The 13,819-nt window shown below is 62.3% G+C and carries 10 protein-coding genes; 9 read left to right on the top strand and 1 reads right to left on the bottom strand.

What is annotated here, in order from left to right; all coding sequences use genetic code 11:
* Positions 1 to 4 precede the first annotated feature (4 nt).
* From AB4P96_RS15400 to AB4P96_RS15375, 6 genes are all read left to right on the top strand, one after another.
* Complete coding sequence (locus tag AB4P96_RS15400; protein WP_017136649.1) at positions 5 to 937, top strand: DUF58 domain-containing protein; 933 nt, start codon at positions 5 to 7, stop codon at positions 935 to 937.
* Complete coding sequence (locus AB4P96_RS15395; RefSeq protein ID WP_017136650.1) at positions 934 to 1,428, top strand: DUF4381 domain-containing protein; 495 nt, start codon at positions 934 to 936, stop codon at positions 1,426 to 1,428. The genes AB4P96_RS15400 and AB4P96_RS15395 overlap by 4 nt, the downstream gene beginning before the upstream one ends.
* Entirely contained in the window at positions 1,421 to 2,509 is a 1,089-nt protein-coding gene (locus AB4P96_RS15390) for a VWA domain-containing protein (protein ID WP_017136651.1), read from the top strand. Before AB4P96_RS15395 ends, AB4P96_RS15390 begins: the two co-directional genes overlap by 8 nt.
* Entirely contained in the window at positions 2,506 to 4,245 is a 1,740-nt protein-coding gene (locus tag AB4P96_RS15385; RefSeq protein ID WP_395599736.1) for a tetratricopeptide repeat protein, read from the top strand. The genes AB4P96_RS15390 and AB4P96_RS15385 overlap by 4 nt, the downstream gene beginning before the upstream one ends.
* A complete protein-coding gene (locus AB4P96_RS15380; RefSeq protein WP_170039624.1) occupies positions 4,242 to 5,882 on the top strand; it encodes a BatD family protein in 1,641 nt (546 codons plus the stop codon). Before AB4P96_RS15385 ends, AB4P96_RS15380 begins: the two co-directional genes overlap by 4 nt.
* A gap of 540 nt (positions 5,883 to 6,422) precedes the next feature.
* Positions 6,423 to 6,722 (top strand): DUF6124 family protein, encoded by a 300-nt coding sequence (locus tag AB4P96_RS15375; RefSeq protein ID WP_395599735.1) that lies wholly within the window; start codon positions 6,423 to 6,425, stop codon positions 6,720 to 6,722.
* Positions 6,723 to 7,045: 323 nt separating this feature from the next.
* On the opposite strand, the gene AB4P96_RS15370 is transcribed toward AB4P96_RS15375, so the two are convergent.
* Positions 7,046 to 7,966: a hypothetical protein gene (locus AB4P96_RS15370; RefSeq protein WP_395599734.1), complete on the bottom strand. Its 921-nt coding sequence runs from the start codon at positions 7,964 to 7,966 to the stop codon at positions 7,046 to 7,048.
* A 271-nt stretch (positions 7,967 to 8,237) separates the two neighbouring features.
* On the opposite strand from AB4P96_RS15370, the gene AB4P96_RS15365 reads away from it, so the two are divergent.
* Genes AB4P96_RS15365 through AB4P96_RS15355 form a run of 3 tightly spaced genes read left to right on the top strand, consistent with a single transcriptional unit; the run spans position 8,238 to position 13,704 of the window.
* A complete protein-coding gene (locus AB4P96_RS15365; protein WP_138449805.1) occupies positions 8,238 to 9,479 on the top strand; it encodes an exonuclease SbcCD subunit D C-terminal domain-containing protein in 1,242 nt (413 codons plus the stop codon).
* Complete coding sequence (locus tag AB4P96_RS15360; protein WP_395599733.1) at positions 9,476 to 13,114, top strand: AAA family ATPase; 3,639 nt, start codon at positions 9,476 to 9,478, stop codon at positions 13,112 to 13,114. The genes AB4P96_RS15365 and AB4P96_RS15360 overlap by 4 nt, the downstream gene beginning before the upstream one ends.
* Positions 13,111 to 13,704: a glutathione S-transferase gene (locus AB4P96_RS15355; RefSeq protein WP_138449801.1), complete on the top strand. Its 594-nt coding sequence runs from the start codon at positions 13,111 to 13,113 to the stop codon at positions 13,702 to 13,704. Before AB4P96_RS15360 ends, AB4P96_RS15355 begins: the two co-directional genes overlap by 4 nt.
* Positions 13,705 to 13,819 lie beyond the last annotated feature (115 nt).

Raw genomic sequence — 13,819 nt, 5'->3', positions numbered from 1 at the left:
CCCCATGAATGCCGGCGATGGAATCCGCGTCACGCTCAGCGAATTGATTGAGATGCGCCACCGCGTGCGCGAAGTGCAGCTGTTTTCCACGCCAAGCCAGCGCAGCCCGCTGATTGGCCTGCACCACTCCAAACTGCGTGGGCGCGGTGTCGACTTCGACCAAGTTCGCGTGTACCAGGCTGGCGACGATGTGCGCACCATCGACTGGCGCGTGACGGCCCGCACCCAGGAGCCGCACACCAAGCTGTTCCATGAAGAACGTGAACGGCCGATTTTCATCATGGTCGAGCAAAGCTGTCGGCTGTTCTTCGGCTCCGGGCAAATGTTCAAATCGGTACTCGCCGCCCAAGCCGCCAGCTTGATCGGCTGGGCCGCGCTGGGGCACAACGACCGCGTCGGCGGGTTGGTGTTCGGCGACAGCGAGCACTACGAAATCAAGCCCCGGCGCAGTAAACAAAGCCTGCTGCAATTGCTTAACCGCCTGGTGCGCGTGAACCAGAGCCTGAATACCGAAAGCCGCCCCGAAGCCGACGCGTTGGGCATGGCGCTGCGCCGTGGCCGCGAAGTGTTGCGCCCGGGCAGCCTGGTGATTGTGATCTGCGATGAACGCGCGTTGACCGAAGGCGCCGAGCAACAGCTGAGCCTGCTGTCACGCCATTGCGACCTGTTATTGTTGCCGATCTCCGACCCACTGGACCACGCCCTGCCCGCCGCCGGGCTGCTGCGTTTCGCTGAACGTGGCGCGCAATTGGAACTGGACACGCTGAATTTCGATTTGCGCCAGGCCTATAAAGCCCAGGCTGAGGAACGCATTGCACGTTGGGAACTGCTGGCACAGAAGCTGCGCATTCTATTGATGCCCCTGAGCACCCAAAGCGAGATGGTCGAGCAATTGCGCGAATACCTCAACCCGCAACGCCCGGTTAAAAAGCAATGAGCAGCCTCGACCAACTGCAGCCACTGATCGCCCCGCCGGCCATCGGGTTCTGGCCGCCTGCGCCGGGTTGGTGGCTGCTGCTGCTGGTGATCCCGCTGCTGGGCTGGGGCCTGTGGTGGTTGCGCCGTTTCCTGCCCACCCGACGCCCCGTGGCCCGCGCCGAACAACCGCTGGACCCGCTGCGCATCGCCGCCCTGGCCGAACTTGCGCTGATGCCCAAACCCTACGACGGCGCGCCCGCCGGTGCCTGGCTGCAGCAGCTCAATGGCCTGCTCAAGCGCCTGTGCCGCAACGACTACCCCTACAGCCAGAGCCACACATTAAACGGGCGCAAATGGCTGGCGTTCCTCGACAACCGTTGCCCCGCCGCCGGGCTTACACGCTGGATGGTGTTGGTCGAAGGCGCCTACAAACCCGAATGCAAACTCGACGACAAGGCCATCGCCGGCCTGACCCAAGCGGTCGATACCTGGATTCGCAAACATGTTTGAGTTCGCCTGGCCGTGGATCTTCGCCCTGTTGCCCTTGCCGTGGTTGATGCGCTTCATTCTGCCAGTGGCCGACAGCGGCGAACCCGCGCTGAAGGTCAGCTACCTGGCCGACCTTGAGGGCCTGGCGCGCCGCCGTGCGCGGGTCAACCTGCCCGGCTGGCGCCAGCAAGCGCCGTTCGTGGTGCTGTGGCTGCTGCTGCTGACCGCCGCCGCGCGCCCGGAATGGCTTGGCGAACCGCTGCCCATTGCCGCCAGCGGCCGTGACTTGCTGGTGGCCGTGGATGTGTCCGGCTCCATGGATTTCCCTGACATGCACTGGCAGGACGATGACGTCAGCCGCCTGAGCCTGGTGCAGCATTTGCTCGGCGACTTCCTGGAAAGCCGTGAAGGCGACCGCGTGGGCCTGATCCTGTTTGGCAGCCAGGCTTACCTGCAAGCCCCGCTGACCTTCGACCGGCGCACCGTGCGCACCTGGCTGGATGAAGCACGTATCGGCATCGCCGGCAAAAACACCGCCATCGGCGATGCGATTGGCCTGGCCTTGAAACGCCTGCGCCAGCGCCCGGCGCAAAGCCGTGTGCTGATCCTGGTCACCGATGGCGCCAACAATGCCGGGCAGATCGACCCGCTGACCGCCGCACGCCTGGCGGCCGAAGAAGGCGTAAAAATCTACCCGATCGGCATCGGCGCCGACCCCGAGCAAACCGGTTCGTTGGGCATCTTGGGCGTCAACCCGAGCCTGGACCTGGATGAACCGGCCTTGAAGGCCATCGCGGACGCCACCGGTGGCCGCTACTTCCGCGCCCGCGACGGCGACGAGCTGCAAAAAATCAAACAAACCCTGGACCAGCTTGAGCCCGTCGCGCAACAGCCGACCCAGGCACGCCCGGCCCAGGCGCTGTACAGCGCACCGCTGGCGCTGGCGTTGATCCTGAGTATGTTGCTGGTGGTTCAAGAACGCTGGCCCAATAACCCCTTGCAACGCACCTTCAACAAACTCTCGACCAAGGGCATTTTCCTGCAACAGCACCCGCAATGGCGCCAACGCCTTAAACGCCTGCGCTTGCGGAGGCGTCGATGATCGACCTGTGGCCACACTGGTTTCGCCCTTGGTGGTTGTTGCTGCTGCCGTTGCTCGGCTGGCTGCTGTGGCAGCTGTGGCACCGACAAAAGCGCGCCGGGCGTTGGCAAATGATTTTGCCGCCGGCGTTTCATGCGGTGCTGCTCAGTGGCGGCAATGGCCGCGAGAGTAAATCGCCCTGGGTGGTGTTGGGCATCGCCTGGCTGCTGGCCGTGCTGGCATTGCTTGGCCCCAGTTGGCAAAGGGTTGAACAGAACAGCCAGAAACCGGCCGACCCGGTGGTGGTGCTGTTGGAGCTGACCCCGGAAATGCTCGCCACCGACAGCCCGCCCAATCGTTTGGAGCAGGCGCGGCGCAAGCTCTATGACTTGCTGCAGGCTCGCGACAACGCGCCCACCGCCATCGTCGTGTATGCCGGCAGCGCCCATACGCTGGTGCCGCTGTCGGATGATCTGGCCACCAGCCGCAACCTGCTCGAAGCCCTGCGCCCCTCGATCATGCCCGAGCCCGGCCATCGCGCCGATCTGGCGGTGGAAAAAGCCTTGGGTTTGCTCAAGCAAGCCGGTCTCGGCCAGGGTCGCCTGTTGCTGGTCGGCTCGTCGCTGTCGAAACAGGAGCGTCAAGGCATTCGCCTGCAGTTGCAGAGCGCCCAGGCCCCCAGCTTGTCGATCCTCGGCATCGGCAGCCGCGAAGGCACGCCGGTGACCCAGGAAAGCGGTGAGTTCCTTAAGGATGACCAGGGCGCCATTCTGGTGCCGCGCCTGGACGGGCCGACGCTCAAGGCGTTTGCCAGTGAAATGGGCGGCCGCTACCGCGCCGCGCGCCTGGATGACAAAGACCTGCGCCAGCTCAACCTGCTCGATGGCCCGCAGGCCCTGCGCAACGACGGCCAACTGCTGCACCTCGACACCTGGGCCGACCAGGGTTACTGGCTGCTGCTACCGTTATTGTTGCTCGCCGCCTGCGCCGGGCGTCGCGGCTGGCTGTTCTGCTTGCCGTTACTGTTACTCGGTGCGCCGCAGCCCAGCTATGCCTTTGAACTTCAGGACCTGTGGCTGCGACCCGACCAGCAAGGCCAATATCTGCTGAAGAAACAACGCCCCAACGAGGCCGCCAAACACTTCGAAGACCCGCAATGGCAAGGCGTGGCACTGTATGAGGCGGGCAACTACGCCGAGGCGATCAAGCGTTTTGCCCAAGGCAATGACGCGTATTCCCACTACAATCGCGGGAATGCGCTGGCCAAATCCGGCGAACTGGAAGCCGCCATCGACGCTTATGAGCAAGCACTCGAAGCCCAGCCCGACCTGCAACCGGCGCTGAAAAACAAAGCGCTGGTCGAAACCCTGATCCAGGAAAAAGCCGAGCCCGAGCCGGCCAAGCCTGTCAAAAATGAGGATGACGAAACCACCCAACCCGGCCAAACTGCGCAACCGGGCAGCAGCGGCCAAAGTGCCACGGGGGGCGAGCAATCACCCCAAGGCCAAGGCCAGGCCAGTGCCGGCGATAACCAGACGGGCGCCACGCCCAAAGCCGGCGGCAACGACGTACCGGGCAGCGAGCTAGGGGACGAACACACCACCACCCCGCCCTTGCGCCCCGTCGATGCCAGCCTCGATGGCGAGCACCGCCAGGCGCTGGAGCAATGGCTGCAGCAGATCCCGGACAACCCCGGCGAACTGCTGCGACGTAAATTCTGGTACGAACAGCAACAACATCAGGACAAGACTCGATGAGCCGCCGCACCACCCTTCTGCTCCTGCTCGCCCTGTCGGCAAGCCACGCCCAGGCGGCCAACCTGGTGGCGAGTGTCGACCGCAGCCGCGTCAATTCCGGGGAAACGGTGGAGTTGACAGTGGAATCCAGCGACGTCACCCAGTTCGGCAAACCCGACTTGTCACCCCTGGATGCGCAGTTTGAAGTCAGCGGCACGCGCCAGATCAACCAGCTGACTACCTTGGGCGGCGATAACCACGCCACCACGCGCTGGATCATCACGTTGCTGCCCAAGGAAAACGGCACCGTGGTGATTCCGCCGCTGCAAGTGGGCGAACTCAAGACCCAGCCGATCAGCCTGCAAGTGCTGGAAACCGCCAGCCAGAACACCAGTGCCGAACTGGCCCCGGTGTTTATCGAAGCCAATCTGGACCAGAGCAGTGTTTACGTTCAGGCCCAGGTGCTGTTGACCGTGCGCGTGTACCACTCGGTGTCGCTGTATGACGACAGCAGCCTCACGCCGTTGCAAATCCCCGATGCGCGCATTGAACAATTGGGCGAGTCGCGCACTTACGAGAAGGTCATCAACAGCATTCGCCACGGCGTAATCGAAACCCGCTATGCGATTTACCCGCAGCACAGCGGTGCCTTGGTGATTCCGGCGCAGACTTTCAGCGCCACCTTGGTGGAATCGCGCCCGCCCCAAGAGAACACGCTGCAGGGCACCAAGCCGGGCAAGTTGATTCACGCAAGCTCTGCCCAATTGCCGCTGACCGTCAAGCCCAAGCCGGAGTTCTACCCCGCCGACGCCGCCTGGCTGCCCGCGCGCAGCTTGACCCTGAGCGAAGTCTGGAACCCCGAGCCTGATCACGTTCAAGTGGGCGACTCCCTGACCCGCAGCCTCACGGTAAAGGCCGAAGGCCTGTCCAGCGCCCAATTGCCGGCCCTGCCCAGCAGCGACATCAATGGCCTGCGCCGCTACCCGGACCAGCCGGTGCTCGGCAACCAAAACAGCGACCGTGGCCTGATCGGCAGCCGTGAGGACCGCGAAGCCCTGGTGCCAACCCGCGCCGGTGCCGTGGAGTTGCCCGCCGTGGAAGTGGTGTGGTGGAACACCCACGAAGATCACCTGGAACGCACCAGCCTGCCCGCGCGCACGCTGCAAGTGGCGACCAACCCAAGCCTGGTGGTGGACACGCCCGCCACACCAACGGTCATTACCGCACCGGACGATAGCCGCCTGTGGCTGTGGCAACTGAGCACCTTGATACTTGCCTGCACCACGCTGTTGGGTTTTGGCCTGTGGTGGCGCGCACGTCGCCAACCCGCCGTGCAACGCGCCGTACAAACCGGCCCGAGCCCGCGCTCGCTGTTGGACGACCTCAAGCGCGCCACCCAGGCCAACGACCCGCAAGCCACGCGCCAGGCACTCGACGCCTGGGCGCGGCAACAACCGGAAACCCTGGCCGACATGGCGGCGCGGTTCGTGCCGCTGTCGGATGCCTTGGATGGGTTGAACGGCGCGCTGTACAGCGAGAGCGGCCAATACTGGCTGGGTGAAGATTTATGGCGTGCGGTCAAAGCAATTCCGATGGTCGAGCGTGCGCAAGACCCGGCAACGGACACCACCAGCTTGCCGCCGTTGTATCCCAAGTAAATCTCTCTCTACCTGACAGCACAAAACCCATGTGGGAGCTGGCTTGTGTGGGAGCTGGCTTGCCTGCGATGGCCATACACGAAGTCTGTAGCACGCGGGCTGTTGTGGCGAGCAGGCTTGCCACAACAGCACACTTGCCACAGGCTTCGTGTTGCTGAAATACCGAGGTGTCTGCATCGCAGGCAAGCCAGCTCCCACAGATGATGGGTGTAGCCTGGGTGACATGCATTGTTAAAGGCCAGCAGTCCATATCCCTTTAATTTGCGGGAAGTTTCCTAGACAATCCTTTGGCCTTGCGCCTGCTCACTTCACTGGCTAGCCTTCGCTCCGTCGCTGCATATCAGCGATCGGGAGTGAGATCCTGTGAACGGAGTGCCAAGTGCCACAACCGCGAGCAACATGCTCTATGGCGGCTGTGTGCGGGCAGACCTAGGTCTGGCCGGGTGCTCCTGACCGGTTATCTCACCCCGCACATAGCTGCCACCTTTTGTCGAGTGAGATCTGCAAAAGAATGGCTCCCAACTTTTAGGAGTTTCATTCATGACCAAAATCGTCCCAGACCCACCCCGTTTCACCCCCGACAGTGAAATCTTCGAACGCGCCCTGAGCCACTACCTGCAACCCGCCGCACCGCCATCCTTCACCGTGCATCACGACCTCAGCTTCGAAGACGCCCTCGCCCAAATCTGCGACTTGCTGCGCTGTGCAGCCGCCACCGCAGCGGCCACCCGCCAGGCGCTGAGCGGTGATGAACAGCACATGGCCGGCGCCACCGAGCACTTGGTCAACCAGGCCAAAACCCTCGCAGACCGCGCGCTGGAGTGCATGAACGCCGCGTAACCCTCTGCCGGAACTGGCTTATGTGGGAGCTGGCTTGCCTGCGATGGCCATAGGTCTCTACACAACTTCTGAAGGCAGCCAATTTCTCCTGTGGCGAGCAGGCTTGTCCTGCGTTGGGCCGCGAAGCGGCCCCAGTAAAGGCACTGCAATTTTCCTGAAAGAACTCAGTGTCTGGGTTTGGGGCTGCTTCGCAGCCCAACGCAGGGCAAGCCTGCTCGCCACAATAGCCCACTGGCCGCAGGCTTCGCGTTAACCGGTTGTGTAGATACCTATGGCCATCGCAGGCTTGCCTGCTCCCACTGGTCAGCGTCTACGCGTGAACGTCAGGTCTTTGCGCGACTGCGCTTGTAGATATAGGCGATGTTTTCAATATCGAACCGGCCGTCCTGCTTACCTGGCCCATCGTCGCCAATCCCGATATCCAGCGCCAGCAGCAACTCCGGGCGGGCCAGAAGTTCCAAAGCGCTCTCTTGTGCCTGTGCCGAAAAAGTCCGGGTGCTGGGCACCATGCCGGCGGCTTCTTTCAACTCATGAATATTCACAAAACGGTCGTTTTTACCGGCGGCAAACTCGCGCAAGTGATAGGCGATGTGCCGCAATAAGTATTCGTTGCTCCAGAACGGCTGTGGGCCGACCTTATGCGGCGCGTCTTCGCGGGAAGCCAGCCATTGCTTATCGCTGAGAGCCCCATACCCCTCCTGAGTGAAGGCTTGCCACATGCTTGCCGGTGTTTCGGCCACCGCATAGCCGCTGCCGGTGAACCCTTCGAGTACACCGTTGTTTGCATCCTCACCGCGAGTTTTGCCTGCTGCACTCAGAGACGCATCAATCCAGTTAAGTACTCTGGCCGCGTTGTAGGCCGCATCCGCTCTAGACTGGGGGTAAGGGTTACTGGAGGTCCAATCGCCCAATTGTCTATAGGCCATTTCAAAGTAAATATTATTTTCACGCACGGGTCGTCTCACGACTATTTCGCCGTTCACTTTACCGACCCAGTCACGACGTATTCCTCGTTGGCTGTCCAGCCATTTGAGTATGGGGTTGTCATTAATGATTTGCTCAGCGGATCGAGTATCGCCCAGGGGGCGCTGGAGATTTCCCCTCGGGACAACATGCTGATTTTTCTCGCCGCGCAGCGGGTCGATGGGGCCGCGCACAGGCGTTGGCACATAGATTGGAAAGAGTTCCCCTGCGCTAAAGCCCCGTCGTTCATGTTCGTGCTGATCAATATTACCCAGAGACATTGTGTAGTGACTCCAAAAGGAAAAAGATGCCTCGCAGAATTCGGGAGGTCATTCTTAATTAACGCAGGTCAGAACTCTGGTTCCCTTACAGGGATCACCGAATGGGGCTGCATTCGTCGGCAAATGTTTCCACTGTGGTGTTGCGTAGATTCCCCGGTCTCCCCCCGACAAGCCCGCATACCAGCGGTTTTTACAGGTAAACTCCCTTCTTTTTCACCGCCCTTCTCTGTTCACGGCGGCCATTCACCTCTTGTATTTAACGGAGTTCGCCTTGCGTCTGTTCCACACCTCCGACTGGCACCTTGGCCAAAACCTGCACGGCCAGGAACGCGACTTCGAACACGCCTGTTTTCTCGACTGGCTGCTGGGCCAATTAAAAGCCGAGCAGCCGGATGCGCTGCTGATCGCCGGCGATATCTTCGACACGGTCAACCCGCCGCTCAAGGCACAGGAGCGCCTGTACGACTTCATCATCAGCGCCCACGAACAAAACCCCAAGCTGACCATTGTGATGATCGCCGGCAACCACGATTCCGGCTCGCGGATCGAGCTGCCCGCGCCGTTGATGCGCCGTTTGCGCACCCATGCATTGGGCCGCGTGCTGTGGCTGGACGACGGCCAATTGGACGCCGAGCGCCTGCTGATCCCGCTGCCCGACGCCAAAGGCAAGATCGCCGCCTGGTGCCTGGCGCTGCCGTTTTTGCGCCCGGCGGAAGTCACGGGTGCGCACTTGGGCGACGACTATCTGCGGGGCATTGGCCAGGTGCATGAATGGCTGATCGCCGCCGCCAATGCCAAACGCAAGAAAGGCCAGGCGCTGATTGCCATCAGCCATGCGCACATGGCCGGTGGTTCGGTGTCGGAAGACTCCGAACGCAGCCTGATCATTGGTAATGCCGAAGCACTGCCTGCCAGCCTGTTCGATGCCAGTGTGAGTTATGTGGCGCTGGGCCATTTGCACAAGCCGCAGCAGGTCAACGGCGAGGAGCGCATCCGCTACAGCGGCTCGCCCATTCCCTTGTCGTTTTCCGAAATCGGCTACAAGCACCAGATTCTCGATGTGACCTTCCAGGGCCAACGCCTGGTGGGCGTCGAGCCACGCCTGATCCCACGCTCGGTCAACCTGCAACGCCTGGACGCTGCGCCGCTGGCGGATATCCTCGCACAGCTCGCCGACCTGCCCGACATCGACCTGCTCGCCGAAACCCAGCGCCACCCCTGGCTGGAGGTACGCGTGCGCCTCGACGAGCCGCAGCCGGACCTGCGCCAGCAAATCGAGACTGCCCTGCAAGGCAAGGCCGTGCGCCTGGTGCGCATCGCCGCCGAATACGCAGGCAAACGCGGCAGCGACGACACGGACGAAGCCGGTCTGGTCGAACTTGACCAGCTCACGCCCCAGGAACTGTTCAGCCGCGCCTGGCACGACAACTACGGCAGTGAGGTGGATGAACAGACCATGAAGGATTTCGCCGTGCTGCTTCAGGAAGTGCAACAGGAGGGCGAACAGCCATGAAGATCCTCGCCATCCGCCTGAAAAACCTCGCCTCCCTGGCTGGCCCGTTCGAGATCGACTTTACTGCCGAGCCCCTGGCCAGCGCCGGGTTGTTCGCGATTACCGGCCCAACCGGCGCGGGTAAAAGTACCCTGCTCGATGCCTTGTGCCTGGCACTGTTTGGTGCCGTGCCACGTTTGGGCGATACCGGCCAGGCCAAAATGCCGGATGCCGACAGCGATATCTCCATCGGCGACCCACGCACTCTGATTCGCCGCGGCACCGGCGGCGGGTATGCCGAGGTGGATTTTGTCGGCGTCAACGGCCGCCGTTACCGCGCCCGCTGGGAAGCCAACCGCGCCCGCGACAAGGCCAGTGGCAAGTTGCAGAACAGCCGCCAAAGCCTGATCGACCTGGACAGCGACCAACTGCTGGCCAGCCAGAAAACCGAATACAAGACCCAGCTGGAACTGGCCCTGGGCTTGAATTTCGAGCAATTCACCCGTGCCGTATTGCTGGCGCAAAGTGAGTTCAGCGCGTTCCTCAAGGCCAACGACAATGAGCGCAGCGAACTGCTGGAAAAGCTCACCGACACCGCGCTGTACACCCAGCTCGGCCGCCGCGCCTTCGACAAGGCCAAGGATGCCCGGGACGCGCATAAACAGCTGCAAGACCAGGCCACCGGCCTGGTGCCGCTGGCGCCTGAGGCCCGCGCCGAACTTGACCAGCAGTTGGCCGAGGCGCAGCAGCACCTCAAGACCCAGCAGGCGCAACTCAAGCAGTTGGAGCTGCAACACACCTGGCTCAAGGAGCTACGTGAGTGGCAGGAGCGCCAGCTCAGTGCCACCGAACAATTGCAGCAAGCCCAACAGCTCTGGGACAGCCAAGGCCAACAGCGTCAGGACCTGAGCCGCCTGGAGCAGTTAGCGCCACAACGCCATCAGTTCGCGCGACTGGCTGAACTCGACACCCTGCTCACCCCGCTGGCGGCGCAGATTCAACAGCACATCGAGCAGCAAACCGCGCTGCAAGCACGCCAGGAGCAGGCGCAACAACAGCAGGCCGCCGCCCAGGTCGCCTTGGCTGACGCCTTGAAACACCAGGCCGACGCCGTGCCCTTGCTGCGCCAGGCGTTCGAACAGCAGAGCACCCTCGCCCATCTGAGCAAAGACCTGGCCAAACGCAGTGACGACAAGCAACAACAGGAAACCGCCTGCGCCGAAGGGCAGTCGTTGCTCAATGGCTTGCTGGAGAAACAGGCCCTAGTTGCCGGGCGCCTGCAACGCCTGGCCGCTGAGCTTGAGCGCAGCGCTGCCTTTGCACCGCTGAGCGACGCTTGGACCGCCTATCGCGACCGCCTGCAACAGCTGATGCTGATCGGCAACCGCCTGAACAAGGGCCAGGCCGAACTGCCGCAGCTTGAACACAAAGCCGCCACCGCTGCCGAAAAATTCACCCAGCAGCGCGAGGCGTTGGACCTGCTGTACCAGGAAGCCGGCGCCGAACCGCACGCCGTCGCCGAGCAGGTCCAATTGCTCGCAAGCCTGCTGCAGGACAATCGCAAGCAGCAACGCGCCTTCGAAGACCTTACGCGCTTGTGGGACAGCCAGCAGCAGCTGGATATACAGAGCGCCGCGCTGACGCAAAAACTCGCAGACGCCCAGCAACAGCGCGAACAGTTGAACCAGACCGGCCTGCAAACCAAGGCCGAACTCACGGTGGCCGAGCAAACCCTGTCGGTGACCAAGCAACTGCTGGAACGCCAGCGGTTGGCGCGCAGTGCCAGTGTCGAAGAGTTGCGCGAGCAGTTGCAGGACGACCAGCCGTGCCCTGTGTGCGGCAGCCATGAGCATCCGTACCATCAGCCCGAAGCCTTGCTGCAAAGCCTTGGCCGCCATGATGAAAACGAAGAAGCCACGGCGCAGAAGGCCGTCGATACGCTGAAGGAAAAACTCACCGAGCTGCGTGGCGAAGTGGGCGGCTTGATCGCCCAGCAAAAGGAGTTCCTGCAACAGCAAGAGCTGTTGGCGACACAACAACAGGGCCTGGCCCCCAGCTTGCAAGCACATCCATTGTCGGCCTCGCTGTTTAATCAGGACGCCACCCAGCGCAGCGCCTGGCTGGCCCAGCAGTTGGCGCAACTCACGCAAAGCATCGCCCAGGATGAGCAACGCCAAGGCGCCCTGCTCAACCTGCAACAAAATGCCGGGCGCTTGCAGCAACAACTGCAAGCGGCCCAGGATGCCAGCCAGCAAGCCCGCCAGCTGCTGGTGGACCAGCAACGCGAACTGTCCAATGACCGTGAGCGCCTGGACGAAGAACTGCAGGCCTTCGCCGGCCTGCTACCGGCCGACACCCTCGACGGTTTGCGCCGTGAACCGGCAGCGACCTTTATGCAGCTGGACCAGCACGTCAGCCAGCGCCTGGAACAGCTGGGCCATCAGCGTGATGAGTTGGCTGAACAGCAAGAACGCCAGCAGGCCATCGAAAAAGAGCAGACCCATCAGCAGCATCGCCAGCAGCAGGTGGAAGCTTTTCAACAGCAAGTCACCGAGCTGACCACCCAGCAACAGGCCGCCCAGGCAATACTCACCGCCTTGCTCGGCGAGCACACCAGTGCCCAACAGTGGCAACACCGGCTGGATGAGGCCGTGGCGCAAGCTCGCCGAAGCGAGACAGACGCCAACCAACAGCTGCAAGAGCTGCGCGATGCCCTGATCCAATTGGCTGCCGACCTCAAGGCCCAGCAGGAACGCGTACAGGCGCTGACCGCCGAGCAGCAGACCCTCGATGCGCGCCTGGGCGAATGGCGCGCGCTGCACCCGCAACTGGATAACGACGGTCTTACGCGTTTGCTGGCCTTTGATGACAGCCAAGTCAGCGCCTTGCGCCAGCAGTTGCAGCACAGCGAAAAAGCCGTCGAGCAAGCCAAGGTGTTGTTGCAGGAGCGCGAACAGCGCCTGGCCGAACACCAGGCCTTGCACAATGGCAACCTGGACGCCGAACAGCTGGACAGCAGTCTCGCCGCGCTTAATCAGCAATTGGCCGAGGGCGACAGCCGCTGCGCCGAATTGCGTGCGCGTCAGTCCGAAGACCAACGTCGCCAGGACGCCAACCATGTCCTGGGCGAGCATATCGCCAAGGCTTATGACGAGTGGCAGCGCTGGGCACGCCTGAATGCGCTGATCGGCTCGGCCACCGGCGACACGTTCCGCAAGATCGCCCAGGCCTACAACCTCGACTTGCTGGTACACCACGCCAACGTGCAGTTGCGCCAACTGGTGCGCCGCTATCGCCTCAAGCGCGGCGGCAGCATGTTGGGGCTGTTGGTGATGGACACCGAGATGGGCGACGAATTGCGCTCGGTGCATTCGCTGTCGGGTGGCGAGACGTTCCTGGTGTCGCTGGCGTTGGCGTTGGGGCTGGCGTCGATGGCGTCCAGCACCTTGAAGATCGAGTCGCTGTTTATCGACGAAGGTTTTGGCAGCCTGGACCCCGAATCGCTGCAATTGGCGATGGACGCGCTGGACGGCTTGCAAGCCCAGGGCCGCAAGGTGGCAGTGATCTCCCACGTACAGGAAATGCATGAGCGCATCCCGGTGCAGATCCAGGTCAAGCGCCAGGGCAATGGTTTGAGCACGCTGGAGGTCAAGTGAGCGAGGCGCTGCTGTATTCGTTTCGGCGCTGCCCGTACGCGATGCGGGCGCGCCTGGCCGTGCGCTATTCGGGCCTGCCCGTGCAGATCATCGAAGTGAGCCTCAAGGCCAAGCCGGCCGAGATGCTGGCACTGTCGCCCAAGGGCACGGTGCCGGTGCTTTGCGTGGGCGGCCAGGTGATCGAGGAAAGCCTGGACATCATGCATTGGGCGCTGGCGCAGCACGATCCTGATGATTGGTTGCTACAGGGCGACCCGAGGGTTCAGGAACTGATCGCTGAGAACGACCAGGTGTTCAAACATCATTTGAATCGATACAAGTACGCCGAGCGCTACCCCGAGCAGCCGATGGAACATTATCGGGCCGAGGGCGAGGTGTTTTTGCAGAAGCTGGAAGCGTTGCTGGCGAGGAATGATTACTTGCTGGCCGAACATTTGAGCCTGGCCGATATGGCACTGGCGCCGTTTGTGCGCCAGTTTGCGCATGTCGACCGCGAGTGGTTTGCTTGTACCCCGTATCACCGGTTACAGACCTGGCTACAGCGCTTTCTGGAATCGCCGCTGTTTGTGGCGGTCATGGCAAAACCCTGAGGTCCACACAATCAAATGTGGGAGCTGGCTTGCCTGCGATGCCGACGACTCGGTGTAACTGATCCACCGCATCGATTTCATCGCAGGCAAGCCAGCTCCCACATTTGACCGTCGC

It is taken from the genome of Pseudomonas sp. B19125, from assembly GCF_044218855.1.
In the GTDB taxonomy this organism is placed as follows: Bacteria; Pseudomonadota; Gammaproteobacteria; order Pseudomonadales; family Pseudomonadaceae; genus Aquipseudomonas; species Aquipseudomonas edaphica.
The sequence above is the reverse complement of the archived record's forward strand: the minus strand, read 5'-3'. Positions and strand labels throughout refer to the sequence as shown.

Bases quoted from the DNA above. Each gene is read 5' to 3' on its own strand.
- AB4P96_RS15400 (WP_017136649.1), top strand. From the start codon at position 5: ATGAATGCCGGCGATGGAATCCGCGTCACGCTCAGCGAATTGATTGAG.
- AB4P96_RS15395 (WP_017136650.1), top strand. From the start codon at position 934: ATGAGCAGCCTCGACCAACTGCAGCCACTGATCGCCCCGCCGGCCATC.
- AB4P96_RS15390 (WP_017136651.1), top strand. From the start codon at position 1,421: ATGTTTGAGTTCGCCTGGCCGTGGATCTTCGCCCTGTTGCCCTTGCCG.
- AB4P96_RS15385 (WP_395599736.1), top strand. From the start codon at position 2,506: ATGATCGACCTGTGGCCACACTGGTTTCGCCCTTGGTGGTTGTTGCTG.
- AB4P96_RS15380 (WP_170039624.1), top strand. From the start codon at position 4,242: ATGAGCCGCCGCACCACCCTTCTGCTCCTGCTCGCCCTGTCGGCAAGC.
- AB4P96_RS15375 (WP_395599735.1), top strand. From the start codon at position 6,423: ATGACCAAAATCGTCCCAGACCCACCCCGTTTCACCCCCGACAGTGAA.
- AB4P96_RS15370 (WP_395599734.1), bottom strand. From the start codon at position 7,966: ATGTCTCTGGGTAATATTGATCAGCACGAACATGAACGACGGGGCTTT.
- AB4P96_RS15360 (WP_395599733.1), top strand. From the start codon at position 9,476: ATGAAGATCCTCGCCATCCGCCTGAAAAACCTCGCCTCCCTGGCTGGC.